This window comes from Allocellulophaga tsushimaensis (assembly GCF_055383085.1).
Genome location: NZ_AP039451.1, coordinates 1,810,699 through 1,829,206, shown reverse-complemented (window position 1 = coordinate 1,829,206; position 18,508 = coordinate 1,810,699). Strand labels below are relative to the sequence as shown.

At 29.5% G+C, this 18,508-nt stretch carries 14 protein-coding genes; 9 read left to right on the top strand and 5 right to left on the bottom strand.

Features of this window, described 5'->3' with window-relative positions; all coding sequences use genetic code 11:
- Window positions 1–61: 61 nt before the first annotated feature.
- From ACZ451_RS07780 to ACZ451_RS07750, 7 genes are all read left to right on the top strand, one after another.
- The gene (locus tag ACZ451_RS07780; protein ID WP_464216552.1) at window positions 62–2,158 is read left to right on the top strand and encodes a tetratricopeptide repeat-containing sensor histidine kinase; all 2,097 of its coding nucleotides are present in this window, start codon (window positions 62–64) and stop codon (window positions 2,156–2,158) included.
- Window positions 2,159–2,194: 36 nt separating this feature from the next.
- Window positions 2,195–4,288 carry a histidine kinase dimerization/phosphoacceptor domain -containing protein gene (locus ACZ451_RS07775; RefSeq protein ID WP_464216551.1) on the top strand — a complete coding sequence of 698 codons (2,094 nt, stop codon included), beginning with the start codon at window positions 2,195–2,197 and terminating at the stop codon, window positions 4,286–4,288.
- A gap of 31 nt (window positions 4,289–4,319) precedes the next feature.
- Entirely contained in the window at window positions 4,320–6,425 is a 2,106-nt protein-coding gene (locus tag ACZ451_RS07770; RefSeq protein ID WP_464216550.1) for a histidine kinase dimerization/phosphoacceptor domain -containing protein, read from the top strand.
- A gap of 138 nt (window positions 6,426–6,563) precedes the next feature.
- Window positions 6,564–7,505 carry a 2-hydroxyacid dehydrogenase gene (locus ACZ451_RS07765; RefSeq protein ID WP_464216549.1) on the top strand — a complete coding sequence of 314 codons (942 nt, stop codon included), beginning with the start codon at window positions 6,564–6,566 and terminating at the stop codon, window positions 7,503–7,505.
- Window positions 7,506–7,672: 167 nt separating this feature from the next.
- A complete protein-coding gene (locus ACZ451_RS07760; protein ID WP_464216548.1) occupies window positions 7,673–8,128 on the top strand; it encodes a DUF1801 domain-containing protein in 456 nt (151 codons plus the stop codon).
- A gap of 31 nt (window positions 8,129–8,159) precedes the next feature.
- Window positions 8,160–8,546 (top strand): VOC family protein, encoded by a 387-nt coding sequence (locus ACZ451_RS07755; RefSeq protein WP_464216547.1) that lies wholly within the window; start codon window positions 8,160–8,162, stop codon window positions 8,544–8,546.
- A gap of 52 nt (window positions 8,547–8,598) precedes the next feature.
- Window positions 8,599–9,039, top strand: a complete 441-nt coding sequence (locus tag ACZ451_RS07750) for an NINE protein (protein ID WP_464216546.1) — start codon at window positions 8,599–8,601, stop codon at window positions 9,037–9,039.
- Window positions 9,040–9,098: 59 nt separating this feature from the next.
- Here ACZ451_RS07750 and ACZ451_RS07745 read toward each other — a convergent pair whose 3' ends face one another.
- From ACZ451_RS07745 to ACZ451_RS07730, 4 genes are all read right to left on the bottom strand, one after another.
- Window positions 9,099–10,907, bottom strand: a complete 1,809-nt coding sequence (locus tag ACZ451_RS07745) for a GNAT family N-acyltransferase (RefSeq protein ID WP_464216545.1) — start codon at window positions 10,905–10,907, stop codon at window positions 9,099–9,101.
- Between the two features lie 190 nt (window positions 10,908–11,097).
- Complete coding sequence (locus tag ACZ451_RS07740) at window positions 11,098–12,348, bottom strand: aspartate kinase (protein ID WP_464216544.1); 1,251 nt, start codon at window positions 12,346–12,348, stop codon at window positions 11,098–11,100.
- A 136-nt stretch (window positions 12,349–12,484) separates the two neighbouring features.
- The gene (locus tag ACZ451_RS07735; protein WP_464216543.1) at window positions 12,485–12,823 is read right to left on the bottom strand and encodes a n-acetylglutamate synthase; all 339 of its coding nucleotides are present in this window, start codon (window positions 12,821–12,823) and stop codon (window positions 12,485–12,487) included.
- A gap of 12 nt (window positions 12,824–12,835) precedes the next feature.
- The gene (locus tag ACZ451_RS07730) at window positions 12,836–13,315 is read right to left on the bottom strand and encodes an N-acetyltransferase family protein (protein ID WP_464216542.1); all 480 of its coding nucleotides are present in this window, start codon (window positions 13,313–13,315) and stop codon (window positions 12,836–12,838) included.
- Window positions 13,316–13,429: 114 nt separating this feature from the next.
- On the opposite strand from ACZ451_RS07730, the gene fbp reads away from it, so the two are divergent.
- The gene (gene fbp / locus ACZ451_RS07725) at window positions 13,430–14,428 is read left to right on the top strand and encodes a class 1 fructose-bisphosphatase (RefSeq protein WP_464216541.1); all 999 of its coding nucleotides are present in this window, start codon (window positions 13,430–13,432) and stop codon (window positions 14,426–14,428) included.
- Window positions 14,429–14,440: 12 nt separating this feature from the next.
- Window positions 14,441–15,043, top strand: a complete 603-nt coding sequence (locus tag ACZ451_RS07720; protein WP_464216540.1) for a hypothetical protein — start codon at window positions 14,441–14,443, stop codon at window positions 15,041–15,043.
- A gap of 117 nt (window positions 15,044–15,160) precedes the next feature.
- On the opposite strand, the gene ACZ451_RS07715 is transcribed toward ACZ451_RS07720, so the two are convergent.
- Window positions 15,161–18,439 carry a VIT domain-containing protein gene (locus ACZ451_RS07715; protein ID WP_464216539.1) on the bottom strand — a complete coding sequence of 1,093 codons (3,279 nt, stop codon included), beginning with the start codon at window positions 18,437–18,439 and terminating at the stop codon, window positions 15,161–15,163.
- Window positions 18,440–18,508 lie beyond the last annotated feature (69 nt).

The window sequence follows — 18,508 nt, the reverse complement described above, 5'->3', positions numbered from 1 at the left end:
AGTTCATTTTTACTCATAGCCTTAACCCAATTTAAGGAAAATCATTATTAAGTCATTAAGAATGAAAGCTCTACTGTTTCTTATTTTTACATTTACACTTCAATATATTCTAATTGGGCAATCTCCTTCTAGTAGTTTAAAAAAAGTAAACCACATTAATATACTTCTGGAACAAGCAGTACATGAAGATAAAATTGATTTTTTAATTCAACTTAGCGAGCAATATTTACAAGGTGAAAATAAAGATTTAGATCATGCGCTACATTATGCAGAAGAGGCATTACAACTCAGTAAATTATACAAAAAACCTAAAAAAGCCATAGAAGCTGAGTACAAACTATATTTAGCAAAAATACTATCTGAAAATTTTGATGCTGCTATTGCCCATATAGAGCATATGCTGAAAGAATCTGAAAAAATAAATTATATCAATGGCCAAATAAAAAGTAATTATACTATGGGCTTAATTCTTGATAGCAAGAATAAAAAAGCTAAAGCAATACCATATTATGAAAAAGCGCATGTTTTAATTAATGGCAATAAAACAGCAGATCCTGAAGTAATTGATATTATGCTAGACATGAGTCAAGAATATGCATCTATGGGAGAAACTAGTGCTGCTTTTGAAATGCTTTTGGGGAATTATAAAATAATAGAAAATCCAAACATAACAGAAACTATAAAAGGAAAATTTTATTATTGCTTAGGTCAGGTTAATGCTATTAGCGCTAATTACAGAGACGCATTAGATTATTACACAAAAGCAGCCCAAATTTTTAAAGAAAATAAAAACACTAAGCTGGTATATACACTATACGAAATTGGTGAAATGAACAGAGCATTAGAAAAGTATGAACAAGCTAAAAACAGTTATTTAAAATCTTTAGAAATAGCGCATAGTACGCCAAGTGCATATGGCCCTATTAATAGAGGCTTAGCATTAACCTATTTAAAATCAGAAGATACAGAAAAAGCTAAGTTTTATTTAAAAAAATCATTAGTAGACCATACTAATAGAAATGACTTGTTAGAATTGGGTAAGTCTCATATGTATTTAGGCTTTATACATAAAAAAGAAAAAAATAGTGTAAATGCTGAAACACATATAAAAAAAGCAATAGCCTATATCTCTAAAAGTCTTAGCAATCATATAAAAAAAGGGAATACTCTTATGATTTCTGAATGCCATCTATATCTTTCAAAAATATATGATAACAAACAAGATTATCTTAAATATTACTCACATTATAAAAGCCATATCACCTATAGTGATAGTGTAAAAAACAATTTAACTTTAAGAGCAACGGAACGTTTTGAGCTTACGAAAAAATCTATAAAAAGAGATCTTGAAATTGCGCAACTTACCCATAAAAACGATATTAACAGTTATGAAGCTAAACAAGAAAACACCGTACAAGCTATACTATTTGTTACGGTATGTTTGGTATTCTTAATCTTAATGATTCTCATAAATCAATTTATACTTAAAAAGAAATCTTTAAGGGTTATTACTGAGAAAAATAAAGAAAATAAATTATTAATGCGAGAAGTGCACCATCGCGTAAAAAACAATCTTCAAATTATTCTTAGCCTTTTTAACGCCCAAAGAGAACGTTATAAAGGAGATAAAACCCTCGAAGATGCTTTGGTTGAAAGCCAAAATAAAATACAATCTATGGCTATTCTCCATAAAAATCTATACCAAGGAGAAAAATTCACTAAGGTTCCTGTAAATTCCTATTTACACGAATTAATTAACAATATCAGAGAATCATTTAAAAGTAAAAATAAAAAAATACATTTTGAGATAGATATTATTTCTCAAGAAATAAAAATAGGTCTTGCCATACCACTAGGGCTAATCCTAAATGAATTGATAACCAATTGCTACAAATATGCTTTTATTGATTACGAAAATCAAAAAAACATTATAAAAATTTCCTTTAAGCAAATTAAAGGCACTCAAAGATTTCGCCTCTTAATCCAAGATAATGGAAAAGGAATTCCTAATCATGCAAATATTAATAGTCAAGAGACATCTTCTTTTGGTTTACAGTTAGTAAATGGCTTAGTAGAACAATTAAATGGGAAAATAGAAATTATACAAGAAAAGGGCACCAAATTTGAAATTTACTTAGAGGAACCTATAGCTGCTTAAAAAGTAGCTAATCGTTTTTTGCACAAAAAGAATATAATGGAATGTAGCATAAAAAAAACTTTTTTTCTCTTATTTCTTTTTCACTATGCATTGTTGTACACACAAAATATTTCATCTATAGATGATCTAAAAAGTGTAATTAAAAACAGTAATGAAATAGAGAAAATAGATTTTTTCCTTTTATTAGGAGAAAAATATAGTGCTATACAAAATAGAAACTTAGATAGTGCTATGCATTATGCAAAACGCTCTTTAAAGCTTAGTCAAAAATATAAAAAGCATAAAAAAAGTATTATAGCTAAATATAAAATAGGCTACATAGCTTATTTAAACAAAAAATATGAAATTGCTACTACATATGCTCAAGAAGTTATAGCAGAATCTAAAAAAAACGCTTATAGCTTTACATTAAGTAAAGGGTATAATTTACTGGGAAACGCTCTTCTAGATCAAAAAGAATATACAGAAGGAATTTTCTATTTAAAAAAAGCATATGTTATAGCTAAAGAAGCGGATGAATCTAAAGAAACCATTATTGAAATGGCACTCTCTTTGTCTAATAAATATATGAGTATTGAATACTACGATGAAGCTATAAAAGTACTTAACGAAAATATAAAAATATTAAATCATCCATCAATATCATTAAATAATAAAGCACAATTTTACGACTACCTAGCTTATGTTAATGGAATAACGAATAGTAATAATAAAGCACTAAAAAATTATCAAAAATCTATCTTATTATTTCAACAAACTGGGTTCTTAAATAAACAATTAACTCCCTTAATAAATACAGGAAATATATATTTAGCTTTAAATAAGACAGAGAAAGCAAAAGAATATTTTCTAAAAGCTTTAGAACTTGCAGATACTAACCCTCAAAGTTGCACTTTCATCTATAGAGGCTTGGGAAATTGTTATCAAATATTAAACGAACCTAAAAAAGCATTAAACTATTTTAAAAAGGCTTTAGCATTAGATATAGCATCAGAAAACAGGTTTAGACAAGGCTTAACTTTACAACATATGGGTGTAATAAGTTTAAACCTTAAACGCTATGATAACACTAGAAATTATTTTAAAGAAGCAAAAAAACAATTTTATACAAGCATTGCTGAAAATAAAAAAAATAATATAAATACTAGTCAAACAGCAGAAGCTTATCTGCAATTAGCCACTATTGATTCTACCCTAGGAGATATAAAAAGTAGCATAAACAATTATAAATTACATATCAAATACAGGGATAAAGCAGAAGAAAGTATTACGTTAAAAATGGCAGAAAAATTAGACTTAGTGAAAGAATCTGCAGTAAAAAAATCTAAAATAGCAAAGCTAGAGCATAAAAATAAAATTCAGAAATACAAAGCACAGAAAAGGCAGAGTTTAAAAACAAAACTTTATACTGTTATAGGACTTCTTATCATATTTCTAGTAGTAGTTTACAATCAGTTTTCTTTAAATAATAAGACGGCAAAAATCATAGAGGCAAAAAATAAAAAAAACACTTTGTTAATGCAAGAAATACATCATAGAGTAAAAAATAATTTACAAATGATTCTGAGTTTACTAAGTGCGCAACAAGAGAACAGTAATGGTAATAAATTATTAGAAGAAGTTTTAAAAGGAAGTAAAAGTAAAATACAATCTATGGCAATTATACATAGAAACTTATACCACGGCAATCGATTTTTAAAAGTAAATGCTGGTATTTACATTCCTGAGTTGATAGGCAACATAAAACAATCATTTGAAAAAATTGATAATAAAATACATTTTGAAATGGATTTAGACCCAAAAGAAATAAGGATGGGGTTGGCTGTTCCTTTAGGTCTTATTTTAAATGAGTTGGTAACTAATTGTTACAAATATGCTTTTACACCTCCACTAGATATTAAAGAAGAAGTAAAAATTAATTTTAATAAAATTGAAGGAACCAACACTTTTTATCTATATGTAGAAGATAATGGAAAAGGCTTACCTAGTAATTTTAATCTAAACAACAAATCATCTTTTGGTCTACAATTAGTTCATGGACTAGTAGCTCAATTAAATGGAAGAATAGAGATTATCCAGAACAAAGGAACTCAATTTAAAATATATTTAGAAGAACCGATAGCAGCATAATATAAAACATGCTTAAATTTATAATTGGGAAATGAAATTTTTAAAAAAAATATGCTGTAGTTGTTTTTTGTTCTGCTCTATTCTTAGTGCCCAAAACCTTACACCTATAGATAGCCTACATCGTTTAATAAAAAAAAACGAGTCAAAAAATAATATTGATCACTTCTTAACGCTTAGTAAAATTTATTTCCAAGATAAAAATTATAATATCGATTCTTCTTTTTATTATGCACAAAAAGCGATAAACCTAAGCAAACAATATAACAAACCAAAAAAGGAAATTGACGCGCTATTTCGTTTAGCTATGGCAGAAATTAACCAAGAAAAATTAGATATTGCCATGGAGCATATGGAGCAAGTACTGGCTAATTCTAAAAAATTATCGTATGGAAATGGTTTGCAAAAAGGCAACCATGGTATTGGCAGAGTATACTCCTGGAGAGAAGAAGAATTTAAAAGTTTACTTTATTTTAATAGAGCATATGAATTGGCTAAAAAATATGAAGAAGATAAAAATATCATCTTAGCATTAATAACAGCTATAAGTTCAGTAGGAAACGATGGAATAGGTGATTATAATTCTGCATCAAAAATTATAGTTGAAGGCTTCAAGTATATCGATGACCCTTCTGTATCCTTAAATAAAAAATCACAATTTTACCTTTCGGTAGGTCTTAATAATTATGATATTAAAGAATATGATAAGGCTAGTGAATATTTTAAAAAAGCTTTTCAATTTGCAGAAAAAGACAATAATGCCATAGACATGTTTTTTGCTTTAATTAATACCGCAACACTTTACGCAACACATCATAAAGACTACGAAAAAGCAATTGCATATGATTTAAGGGCCTTAGAAATCTTGAAGAAAAACCCAGCAGGAAGTTATAATTATGATGGCGAATGCCATACAGATTTAGGCTTTTTTTATTACAAGATAGGGGATCATAAAAATGCCATTTATTACTTAGAAAAAGCTATAGAAACCTATAAGATGGAACCTTTTTCTTATGACTATGGAAAAACACTTTATTATCTTGGTTTAGTTTACAACAGTGATAACAAAGTGTACAAAGCAAATAGGTATTTTAATAAAGCTTCTCAAAAATTTATTGAAAATATTAATTATAATAAAAAAAGCAACAAGAATAATATACTCATAAGTAATGCATACCAAAGTTTAGCAATAATTGACTCTATACAAGGTAATTTTAAAGAAAGTTTAAAACACTACAAGTTATATTCTGCATATGAAAACAAAATTAACGAGGACACAAATTTAAAAATAAGCGAACGCTTGGAGTTTGTAAAAAAAAGTGCAAAAAAAAATGAAGAAATCAGCAAACTTAGCAATGAAAATAATACACAACGTTTTAAAGCTAAACAACAACAATATATACAAGCAGGTCTAATTTTAGGACTCTTTATTGTGATTTCTTTTTTAGCGGTAGTTCTCAATCAATTTAGAATAAAAAAGAAAGCCCTAGCAATTATCAATGAAAAAAATGAAGATAATAAACTGTTAATGCGTGAAATACATCATCGCGTAAAAAATAACCTTCAAATTATTTTAAGTCTTTTAAATATGCAACTAGACACGAATAAGGATAATTCTGAAATAGGAAAAATATTAATAGAAAGTCAGAACAGAATCCAATCTATGGCACTTATTCACCAAGACTTATACCAGGGTAATGATTTTGTAAAAGTTCCTGTAGACACTTACTTAAAAAAACTGCTCAAAAATATTAGTACAAGTTATGAGAAAAGTATCAAAAACACACAGTTCGAGATTGATATTGACCCTGTAGAAATACCTATGTCATTAGGTGTTCCCTTAGGCCTTATTGTTAATGAATTAATTACCAATTGTTACAAATACGCTTTCGTTAACCCTGAAAATCAGAAAAATATTATTAAAATTACCTTTAAGCAAATTGAAGGTTCTAAAAAATTTCGCCTTCTAATAGAAGATAATGGGCATGGGATTTCTGAAAACTTTAATATAGATAACGCCACTTCTTTTGGCTTACAATTAGTACATGGATTAGTGGCACAGTTAAACGGGAAAATAGAAATTTTTAGTACACATGGTACGGCATTTGAAATTTATATAGAAGAACCAATTGCTGCTTAACAAAATATTTCTTAACTCCTTGCTCCAAAACATAAAGTGTTTATTAGGATATGACATGCTACTACATTTAAGCATATTGAAATAATATTAGAATTATATTTTTAAAGAAAATGTAACTTTGTATGAAGTAAACATATTATGAAAATACTGCATTTAGATACCAATCATCCTTTAATTATTGAAGAATTCAAGAATATGGGGTGGAAAAATGATGAAGATTACACCTCCTCTAAAAAAGAAATTGAAGCTAAAATTCATTTATACGACGGAATTATTATTAGAAGTAGATTTACAATTGATGCGGAATTTTTAGATAAAGCTATTCAGTTAAAATTTATTGGCAGATTAGGGGCTGGACTAGAAAATATAGATGTTGCCTATGCCAAATTAAAAGGCATTTTCTTAGCTGCTGCACCAGAAGGAAATAGAAATGCTGTAGGAGAACATACCCTTGGAATGGTATTAAGTCTTTTTAATAAGCTAAATAAAGCAGATAAAGAGGTTAAAAATGGTAAATGGGACAGAGAAGGGAACCGCGGAGTAGAATTAGATGGTAAAACAGTAGGGATTATTGGTTATGGCAATATGGGTAAGGCATTTGCTAAAAAACTACGTGGTTTTGATGTAGATATTATTTGTTATGATATTAAAGGAGGTGTAGGTGATGAAAATGCTAGACAAGTGGGCATTTTAGAATTCAAACAAAAAACAGAAGTGCTTAGTTTGCATACGCCACAAACTCCAGAAACGATTGGAATGATAGATGAAGCATTTATAGATAGTTTTCAAAAAAATATTTGGGTTTTTAATACGGCAAGAGGCAAATGTATTGTGACTAAAGATTTAGTGAACGCTATAAAATCTGGAAAAGTATTAGGTGCTGGTTTAGATGTTTTAGAATATGAGAAAACTTCTTTTGAAAATATGTTTACGGATAGTGCGTTTCCTGAAGCTTTTAACTATCTAATTAATTCAGATAAAGTACTCTTAACACCACATATTGGTGGCTGGACAGTTGAAAGTAAAATAAAATTAGCACAAACAGTGGTAGATAAAATAAAAGCTAAAAATAGTCAGTAGTCAGTAGTCAGTAGTCAGTAGTCAGTAGTCAGTAGTCAAAATATATTATCTCAATAACTTACTCCTAATTAAAAAACACTTTAGTTAACAATTATTAAGATGCAATAGCTTCCTATTTTTTTAAGTAAATACTTTGTATTTTTAATAAATTTATAAATAGCATAAAGATGACATCTAATGCAAAAACTCCAGAAGCATATATAAAAGAGCTGCCAAGTGAAAGGCAAGAAGCTGTTTTAAAATTACAACAAACTATAATTAAAAACCTGCCTAAAGGTTTTGAATCTGGTATAGGATATGGCATGTTGGCCTTTAGTGTTCCTAAAAGTATTTATCCTGATGGTTATCATTGTAACACAGAATTAAACTTACCCTTCATAAATTTAGCCTCACAAAAAAACTTTATTGCATTATATCATATGGGTTTGTATGCAAAAAAAGAATTACTAGATTGGTTTATTGCAGAATATCCCAAACATTCTAAATATAAATTAGATATGGGAAAAAGTTGTGTTCGTTTTAAAAAAATTGAAGCCATCCCTTATCAACTTATTGGAGAGCTTTGCACAAAAATGACTCCAAAAGAATGGATTAGTATTTATGAAAATGCTATAAAAAAATAATACTGTAAAAATTTTATATACGTATCTTAATATGAAAAATAGAGTTACCGGATTAGGAGGCTTCTTCTTTAAAACAGATGATCCAGATGCCACAAAAGAATGGTATAAAAACCATTTAGGTTTAAATACAGATCGATATGGCTGTACTTTTTGGTGGAAAGATAAAGAAGGTAATGATTGTTCTACGCAGTGGAGCCCTATGAACAAAGACACCCAATATTTTAAACCTAGCACTTCTTCATTTATGATGAATTTTAGAGTAGAAAATTTGGTGGAGTTATTAGCTGTTTTAAAACAAGAAGGAGTTACCGTTGTTGGTGATATTGAGGAATATGAATATGGAAAGTTTGGATGGATTCTAGACCCAGAAGGGAACAAAATAGAACTTTGGGAACCTATTGACAAAGCATTTCTTTGATCTAAAAATTATGTTTATTTTTAACCCATACAACAACTAAATAACAAACAAAATGTCAGACGAGAACAAAGATTTAGGAGACAAAGCAGAAGATGCTTTAAAAAATGCCAAAGAGCAAGCAAAAGAGTTTGCTGAAGAAATTAAGGAAGAAACTAAAGATTTCGCTAACGAAGCAAAAGAAACTGCAAAAGAATTTACCGATGGTTTAAATGAAGCTGTTGGAGGAGAAGAGAACAAAAAAATGTTAGCTGGAATTCTAGCTATTGTTTTTGGCTCCTTAGGAGTTCATAAATTCATTTTAGGTTATCAAAAAGAGGGCATTATTTTATTAGTTATAACAATTATCGGATGGGCTACTATGTGTTTTGTTATAGGATGGTTTGCAGTTATGGCTACTTTTGCAATAGGAATTATAGAAGGCATTATTTATTTAACAAAATCTGACGAAGAATTTTACAATACCTACCAAGTTGGTCAAAAACCATGGTTCTAAAAAATACTTTTTTATAGAAAAATAGAGAACCCTAAACATAAGTTTGGGGTTTCTTTTTTTTAACTATTAGAATCATTGGCTAATTTACGCTCTAATTCTGCCTGAAATTCTTCCATAACAGGTTTAACAGTACTTTCTGGTAAGTCAGAAATTTTAATATACATTAAACCATCTACCGAGTTATTAAAAAGTGGATCTACATTAAAAGCAACAACTTTTGCATTTTGTTTAATGTATTTTTTAATGAGTACAGGCAATCGTAAACTACCAGGTTCTACCTCATCAATAATTTTATCGAACTTATTTAAATCTGCCTGAGTTTCATCAAAAACAAACTCTTTATCAGCATCTTTTAGTTTTACTTTAAACTCTTTTTTTGGCCTAATATATTGTGCTACATAAGGATCCCAATAATTAGATTTCATAAACTCTATCATTAAAGATTTAGAGAAATTAGAAAACTGATTGCTTATACTAACCCCTCCAATTAAATATTTATGATCTGGAAATCGTAATGTAGTATGTACTATTCCTTTCCATAATAGAAATAAAGGCATTGGTTTTTGCTGATATTCCTTAACAATATAGGCTCTACCCATTTCTATAGATTCTTTCATCATAGCATACAACTCTGGCTCTACTCTAAACAAATCTTGTATGTAAAAACCATCTATACCGTATTTTTCAAAGATTTGCGCTCCTACCCCCATTCTATAAGCACCTACAATAGCTTTATGTGTATTATCCCAAAGAAATAAATGATGGTAGTAATCATCAAACTGATCTAAATCTATCGCATTATTAGTGCCTTCTCCTATTTCTCTAAAAGTAACTTCACGCTGTCTTCCGATCTCCTTTAAAATAAAAGGCATATCTTTTTTAATCGCTAGAAAAACCTCATAATTTTTACTTTCTAAGAGTCTACAATTTTTTTCTCTAAGTTTTGCAATTTCCTCATCCATAACCTCAGCCGGTATTGCCGATGCAATTTTTCTTGGAGCTTTAGGAATCTTTAAAGTAGATGGAAGCTGATCTATTAAACGTTCTTTTTTATACGGATTAGATAATATATAGGTCTTTTTTCGTAATAATTCCGTAAAATCCTCTAAGGTTTCCTGTTCTTTCTGAATGCTCACCGGAATTGGTTTTCCTATTCTAACCTTTATATGCCTGTTTCTTTGTGTAGTAACTTCCGAAGGTAATTTTGCCGTTCTAAACACATCACTAATTTTTGATAAACGATAAAACAAGCGGCTATTTTTAGCATGAAAGTATATAGGAACTACAGGAACTTGTGCTTTTCTAATAAGTTTAAGCGCAGCTTCTTCCCAAGGTTTATCTACAATTAATTTACCATCTTTATAGGTTGATACTTCTCCCGCAGGAAAAATACCTAGTGGATGACCATCTCTAATATGCCCAATAGCATTTTTAAACCCCGCTATACTACTTTTTACATCCTTATGATTTTCAAAAGGATTTACCGGCATAATATAAGGAGCCATTGGTTTTATTCTATGTAATAAAAAATTGGCTATAATTTTAAAATCAGAACGTTGCGCTAGCATTAGCTTTAACAACAAAATACCATCTACACCACCTAATGGGTGATTAGAAATGGTAATGTATGCCCCGTCTTTAGGAAGTCGCTTAAAATCTTCCTCAGGTATTTCAAAATTTATCTCATAGTATTGAAGTATTGCATCTAAAAACGCTGAACCTTCTAAGTGTTTATGCTGATCGTAAAAAGAGTTAATACTAGATATTTTAGTTACTTTCATCAGGATCCATCCTATAAAAGTCCCTAAAACTCCATATTTATGAAGGTTTATTGCTTTTGCTACCTCTTTTGCGGTTACTAAACCCATATTTCCAAAATGCTTACGTAATTGCTAATATAGAAAAAGACCTATTCATTTTAACTTTTTTTATACGATAATCGAGATTTAAATACTCCAGAGCTTACCTTAAATTCAAATTGTTTTTTCAACAAAAAGACTTTGTGAGCTATCACAAGGTTATTTACTTATTATGCTATTGGTAAATATGTAATTATTTTTACTTCACTACTAATTGTACTGTTTTATTGCTCCGTTGTTCTAATAAAATTTCCTTGCCTTTTTGCAATCCTGTAATAGCATCATTATCAAAATGTCGGATAGTATATAAAGCTACATCTTCGTAATGTGTAATTTTAAATTTCCCTTTTAAAACTTCTAATAATTCGGGTAATCTACCCAATTTATTATCTACACAAACAGAAAAACTAATGGCTGAATTTTGTATTAAATCAACTTTCATTTTATAATCGTGAAGTAATTTAAAAAGTGCACTAATACTATCTTCAACAATAAATGAAAAGTCTAAGGAAGAAAGTCGCATTAAAACTTGGTTTTTCTTTACAATAAAACAAGGCACTTTTGGTTCTATTCCATTTCCTTTGCCTACGGTGGTACCCTTATCTTTAGGGTTAATAAATGATTTTACATGTAAAGGAATTTCTTTACGCTGTAAAGGTTGCAAGGTTTTAGGGTGTATTACAGAGGCACCATAAAAAGCAAGTTCTATAGCTTCTCTGTATGATATTTGATTTAATAGTTGTGCGTTTTCAAAATACCTTGGGTCTGCATTTAAAACCCCAGGAACATCTTTCCATATCGTTACTGCGCTTGCATTTAAACAATAAGCTAAAATTGCAGCAGAATAATCAGAACCTTCTCTACCTAAAGTAGTGGTAAAATTATGGTCATCACTTCCTAAAAAACCTTGAGTTATATTCAACTCATTTTTATCAATGCCATTCTGTATTTCTAATTGTGTATGTTCCCAATTTACAGTAGCATCTCTGTAATTACCATCGGTTTTAATAAAATCTCTAACATCTAACCAGGTATTTTTAATGCCTATTTCGTTTAAATAAGCACTTAGGATAGTAGTAGAAATTAATTCTCCATAACCAATAACTTGGTCATAAATAAAATTATATTTAGGTGATTTATTCCATGACATAAATCCTTTTACCTCATCAAATAATGACTTTACCTTTTCAAAAATTGGATGCTTATCATTCTCAAATAAATCTAATAAAATATCATTATGGTATTTTACAACTTCTTGTATGGTTGCAGTAAGCGTATTTTTATCTGCAACATAACTATCAATTACGGCTTCCATGGCATTGGTTGTTTTCCCCATTGCAGATACTACTAACAAGGTATTATCATAACCTACCTCTTGTAACACGCGTACTACATTTTTTACGCCATCAGCATTTTTTACTGATGCTCCACCAAATTTAAAAATTCTCATTACTCTATATTATTTATGTTCCTTAGCAGGAAAATTTACTCGATAATCGAGATTTAAATATTCCGAGGCTTGCCTCGATATTTTTAAGTTTTCCTTACAAATAACCTCATGGGATTACCCAGAGCTAGTTTATTTTTTATATTTCTTCTAAAATGGACGCTCCACTCATTTCTGTGCCACAGGTCCACTGCCATGTTTCATGCAATCTTATTTTACCATTATTCATTATTTCTGGAATTGATGTACAGATACCAGTCATTAAAGCACCTTCTGTATTCACTTGGTGATATCTCATATCTATAGCTCCATTTTCAGCAACCAAACCTATTAAGTGACCTTTTTGTATTTTTCCTCCTTTATAAACAGCGCTTAAAATAGGGCCCTCTTGCTTGTAATGAAAAATCGTCTCTTCTGATGTTTCTCCATGGTCAGCGTTTAGTACTGGTCTAAATTTCTTATTGTTGTAATTTATCATCCCTACAAGAAATTAATTATTTGCCATAAAATTTTGGATCGCTTTTTCATCTAAGTGTACCACATCCCAATCTCTCATTACATTTGCACCTTTACTTTCATAAAACGTAATAGCAGGATCGTTCCAATCTAAAACTTCCCAACAAATACGTTTTACGCCTAATTTGCTGCCATATTTTACTACTTCAGTTAACAAAGCGGTTCCTAAACCACTACCCCGCATCGTTTCAGTAACAATTAAGTCTTCTAAATGAATTACAGGGCCTTTCCAAGTAGAATACCGTGGGTATATTAATGCCATACCTATAATTTGCCCATGAGACACGCCTACAAAACAATGAAATAATTTTTTTGCTCCAAAACCATCTGTTATTAAATCGTTTACGGTTACTTCAACTGCGTCATCTTCTTTTTCAAATACCGCTAACTCTCTAATGAGTTCTAGCACTTGAGTCATATCTTCTGCCTTAGCTTCTCTAATTGTATAATTCATAATTGTTACAAATATAACACTAAGTTATAAATACAAGAAACTAATAAATTGTTATGATGAAAACATTTCACAAAATACACGATATTTGTGCTCTCTTTAACTAACCTCTCAACAATGAGTAGAAAAAATAAAACCCTTGGCGAATTTATTATAGAAAATCAAAGTTCTTTTAAATATTCCTCAGGTGAGCTCTCTAGACTTTTAAACGGATTACGATTAGCGGCTAAAGTAGTGAACCATGAGGTAAACAAAGCAGGCTTAGTAGATATTCTTGGAGAATTTGGAGACACTAATATACAGGGTGAAAACCAACAAAAATTAGATGTTCTTGCAAACGAAAAGTTTATACAAACGCTCACAAAACGAGAAATTGTTTGTGGTATTGCTTCAGAAGAAGAGGACAGTTTTATTAGTATTAATAGTTTTGATGAGCAACATCAAAATAAATATATTGTATTAATAGATCCTTTAGACGGTTCTTCTAATATAGATGTTAATGTATCTGTGGGTACTATTTTTTCTATTTACAGAAGAGTAACGCCTGTTGGTACCCCAGTTACCTTAGAAGATTTTTTACAACCGGGTATCAAGCAAATAGCAGCTGGTTATATTATTTATGGTACAAGTACAATGTTAGTTTATACCACTGGTGACGGTGTAAATGGTTTTACCTTAAACCCTGCGCTTGGTACATTTTACCTATCGCATCCAGACATGAAATTTCCTGAAACTGGAAAAATATATTCCATAAATGAGGGGAATTATACACACTTTCCACAAGGGGTAAAAAATTATATTAAATATTGCCAAACAGAAGAAGGAGACAGGCCTTATACTTCTAGATATATAGGTTCTTTAGTATCAGATTTTCATAGAAATATGATTAAAGGCGGTATTTATATGTATCCTAAAAGCAGTGTGGCTTCTGAGGGAAAATTACGTTTGTTGTACGAATGTAACCCAATGGCCTATATTGCAGAACAAGCTAATGGTAAGGCTAGTGATGGTAAAAACCGTATTATGGAAATTAAACCTACAGAATTACATCAGCGTGTACCGTTTTTCTGCGGAAGTACAAAAATGGTAGAAAAAGCAGAGGAGTTTATGAAATAAAAATAGTATCCTATGAAATTCATCCTTTTAGTATATGTTATAATATTATCTTCAGCAGGATACAGTCAGGCAAATATTGAATGGTCTTCTGATTCTAAATTAACCATACACCATTTTCTGTCGCCCCAAACAGAAATCAACAAAGCATTAAAATCGTATTCTTTTTATTCGGGATCAAATATAAATTTTAGCTTTCAAATGAGTAAAGTAGAATTTATGTTTACAAAAAACTTTAATAATAAAGTAAAAACCATATTTAACATGGATTCAGCCGCTATTATAGCTACAGATTCTACCATGGCAAAACAGCTTGTAAACTATGGCCAATATAACTTTGATCTTACTGAGCTCTATACTCGTAAATTTAGAAAAGAAATGCATGAGCAAAAAGGAGCTTTCTCTAATATTAACTTTTTTAAACCCATTTTTGATAAATTACAAGCACAATTAAATGCTGAAAATGCAAGAGTATCTAAACTTACCCAAATTGGCAGAGATGAAACCCTTTTAAAAGTAGAACATCAAAAAGTACTTATGCAAATAGAAGAACTCGCTAGTTTTTGCTTTGAATGTAAACCACCTAAAAAGGAAAAAAGAAAGACTTCTAAATTTTAAAACTAAAAAAGGAGCTTAATTAGCTCCTTTTTATTTATTTCTAAAATCTATTTTCTTAATTCTTCAATAAATAACTATAATATTCAAAATAGACAAGTGTAATTAGTATTAAATAGTTTAAAAACTCAATTTAGCTATTATTTCTGTATCATCTTTTTTTGTGAGTCTAATAATTTTAATTTCTTTAGATTCTTTTTCAGATCCATAATTTTTATACATAGTAACTTTCATAAAAGTAGGGTTCCCCTCCTTTTGATAGCGATCACCATAATATTTAACTTTTATAAAATAATTTCCTTTAATAGCTTTATTTAAAATAAATTCTTCTGGACCAAAGCCTTGAGTCATATCTGGTGACATTTCACCTCCAATTTCGGTTTTAGAATGACTATAATAACACTCTTCTAAATTAGGGTCTATAATATGTAAATCAATATCAGTATCATTATGATTCCAATCTATAACTACTCTAATATCAAAATATATTTCATCTAGTATTTTCTTATCTATTTTACTTAAATCTAAATCTTCTTTATAATTTTGAATAAGATACTTAATTTCATTTTGAGCAATTAGTGTAAGCCCTTTAAAAATACGTCTATTACTATTTTTATAAATATCTCCTGTAATAATACTATTGTATAGTTCTAATGCTTTTTGGCATTTACCTACGTTTTGATATGCTAATGCTAAATCTCTATAAGATTGTGCATCTTCTGACCTTAACTCAAGTATTCTTTTAAAAACAAATAACGCTAAATTACCTTGATGATTAGCTTGTAATTGATATGCAAATACCTTTAATAATTCATAATTATCAAAATCTGTTTCGGCTATATTAGACAGTATTCTAAATGAATATATAAAATCGTTATATGTTTCTTTAAAGTAATTAGAAACATCAATATAATAAGCTGGTGTTTTTATATACGCCTTACGCTGTTTTAAATAGAACTGATATGCTTTTTCTTTATTTTTTATTTTTCTTAGGGCATCCATATAATCTGTATGGACTAAACGCTCATTAACAATTAATTCACCTGTATATTTCTTATATTTTGGAATTTCAATATCTTGTTCTGTAAGTTGTACAGCTGTTGTTTCTAAATTATTCCCAGCTATATAAGTGATTGGGAGCGTATAGCTTACAGCAACATTTTTCCCTCTTTGCTTGCCTGGTATCATTTTTGGCAACAAGTTAAGCACTCTTTTTGCTTCTCTTTCTAATTGATTATGAGATGTTCTCACCCTTACATGAGTTATGTTACCTTCTGAACTTATAGTAAACATTGTAAAAATCCTATGACGACCAGAAGACAAGCCTAAATTATTTATAAGCTCTAAATTAAAATGATCAGAAATATGACGATTTAATTTATTTAAAAAACATTCTTTTTTTTCTTGATTATTACCCTCACAACCTAGAAATGCTGGAGGAGTTTCTATAATTGAAAAAGGGATGCTACCATCATCTCCTCCTAATGCATCCATATCGGATTCTTCTATGAATTCAGCACTTACTTCTACCACATCATCATTTACATCAACTATTGCAGAAGGAACACTAAAAGCATGTCTAGGTACATCTCTTACTACTTCTGTTTCATTAACATTCGGTATCATTATTCTATCCAATTGAGAATTTTGGCGCGTTGTTATAACTTCACTTGATAGTCCAACACTATCATTAATTTCGCCAGAAGGTGTAGCATCTATAGAGAAACGCATTATCTCATTATCAACATTTTTTTTAGAGTCTATCATTGTCAACATTTTAGTATACTCTTCCAATAACTCTTCTGGAGGAGTTATTTTATACCGTATATAATCCCTAACATCCTCTAAAACAATTAACGAGGTATAATCAGTAACTAAACTATAATCAATACCTAATTGAGTTATTTGCACTTTATTTTCTTTAGAGAAGATTTCTAAATCATCCAATTTTTTTTGTGCCCAAATTCTTTTAATGTTATTATTAGATGCACCAGAAGCATTTACTGTTATCGTTAATGTATTTAATATTTCATCTTTATAGCCAAAATCTAACAACACTTTATCTCCATCATTAACATTCTTTCCTGATATGGAAAAATCATTTGATATGCTAGTGAGTCCCTGCGGATAAATCTCCATGTTTTTTGATTCTGATCTAAAACCAAGAAATTTATACGATTCAAACTTTAAACTAGAGAAACCTTCTAGCCCTGACTTAATATTTAAATTTATATATGCCCCATTTGACGATTCTGCCAAATGATTTAAGGTAACGTGATTTGACTTCGTTATACTATTAATTATAAAAATGGGCTTTTCTTTATTTAAGCCTGTACTACTGAGAGAGGCAATTCCATCAGAGAATAATAGTTTCACATCTGCATCATTATTCTCATTAGTTAAAATATCATAAGCAGTTCCACCATCATATATTGTTTGTGCTATTTTATTTTTTATAGCATTCCAATTACCTCCAATAACTTTAAATTTTTCGTTAGAAATAATTGTGTTACTAAAAGAAATAAAAGATACATTTACATTTTTTAAATACTTAAAGTATTCATCTAGCAAACGAAATTCTTTTTCTAAATTTCTTTCTTTCATCGATAGAGAAGCATCCCAAAAAATTGAAACTTTTTCAGGTTTTTTTCTCACTCTTTTTTCAGCAGATATTGTCTTATAAGCATAAAAATAATTATCACCTGTAAGTACTTTTTCAGTGTTTATTGGCACTGGTATTTTAATCAATATACTTTTATTAGGAACATAATTTTTCTTTAAAACACTAGTTTTATAATTTTCATTCCAATTAGAAAAATCTAAACCCGAAATTTCTCCTTTTTCAATGACTGGCTTACTTCTTTGATTAAAAACTACCATATCCAATTTAAAAACGTCAAGTTTGTTTTTAAAATTTAAAGGCAAATTATAATATAGATCATCATTATTTAAAATCAATTCTTGTTCATAAGCCAAAAGCACTCTTTTGTATCCATTAGCGGGTATAGGGTAAATTCTAGCTTTATAATTGTTTCCTGTTCCTTTTTCTAGCAAAGCAGGATCTACACCCCTTCTAACAACTTGTTCAAAAGCAATTCTACCAAGTTCTTTATCAACAACTACGGCTTCTCTTAATTTTCCATTTACATCCAGAGCAAAACGTGATACGTTATGCCCTTCTCCAAGAGGAAATGACAATTCTCCTTCTAAAATTTGATTAGTAGGGTTATAAAAGAGCATATCGTAAGTTGTAGTAGCTATATTACCAACTACATCAACTTTTATTTCTAATGAAGACAGCCCTATTTCTTTTCCTGACGACTTTAAAGATGGAGGGGTTTGCGCATAAACATTCCCTATAATTAATAACATTAAAATAATAAAGTACTTTTTTTCCATGAGAAGTAAATGGTTTTAGAATAATGTATAGATGATAAGTACTATTAACAATTTTTATACCAATTTAAA

Excerpts from the sequence above, each read along its gene's own strand:
- ACZ451_RS07780 (WP_464216552.1), top strand. The coding sequence starts at position 62 with ATGAAAGCTCTACTGTTTCTTATTTTTACATTTACACTTCAATATATT.
- ACZ451_RS07745 (WP_464216545.1), bottom strand. The coding sequence starts at position 10,907 with ATGGGTTTAGTAACCGCAAAAGAGGTAGCAAAAGCAATAAACCTTCAT.
- ACZ451_RS07775 (WP_464216551.1), top strand. The coding sequence starts at position 2,195 with ATGGAATGTAGCATAAAAAAAACTTTTTTTCTCTTATTTCTTTTTCAC.
- ACZ451_RS07770 (WP_464216550.1), top strand. The coding sequence starts at position 4,320 with ATGAAATTTTTAAAAAAAATATGCTGTAGTTGTTTTTTGTTCTGCTCT.
- fbp (WP_464216541.1), top strand. The coding sequence starts at position 13,430 with ATGAGTAGAAAAAATAAAACCCTTGGCGAATTTATTATAGAAAATCAA.
- ACZ451_RS07755 (WP_464216547.1), top strand. The coding sequence starts at position 8,160 with ATGAAAAATAGAGTTACCGGATTAGGAGGCTTCTTCTTTAAAACAGAT.
- ACZ451_RS07730 (WP_464216542.1), bottom strand. The coding sequence starts at position 13,315 with ATGAATTATACAATTAGAGAAGCTAAGGCAGAAGATATGACTCAAGTG.
- ACZ451_RS07715 (WP_464216539.1), bottom strand. The coding sequence starts at position 18,439 with ATGGAAAAAAAGTACTTTATTATTTTAATGTTATTAATTATAGGGAAT.
- ACZ451_RS07750 (WP_464216546.1), top strand. The coding sequence starts at position 8,599 with ATGTCAGACGAGAACAAAGATTTAGGAGACAAAGCAGAAGATGCTTTA.
- ACZ451_RS07720 (WP_464216540.1), top strand. The coding sequence starts at position 14,441 with ATGAAATTCATCCTTTTAGTATATGTTATAATATTATCTTCAGCAGGA.
- ACZ451_RS07740 (WP_464216544.1), bottom strand. The coding sequence starts at position 12,348 with ATGAGAATTTTTAAATTTGGTGGAGCATCAGTAAAAAATGCTGATGGC.
- ACZ451_RS07765 (WP_464216549.1), top strand. The coding sequence starts at position 6,564 with ATGAAAATACTGCATTTAGATACCAATCATCCTTTAATTATTGAAGAA.
- ACZ451_RS07760 (WP_464216548.1), top strand. The coding sequence starts at position 7,673 with ATGACATCTAATGCAAAAACTCCAGAAGCATATATAAAAGAGCTGCCA.
- ACZ451_RS07735 (WP_464216543.1), bottom strand. The coding sequence starts at position 12,823 with ATGATAAATTACAACAATAAGAAATTTAGACCAGTACTAAACGCTGAC.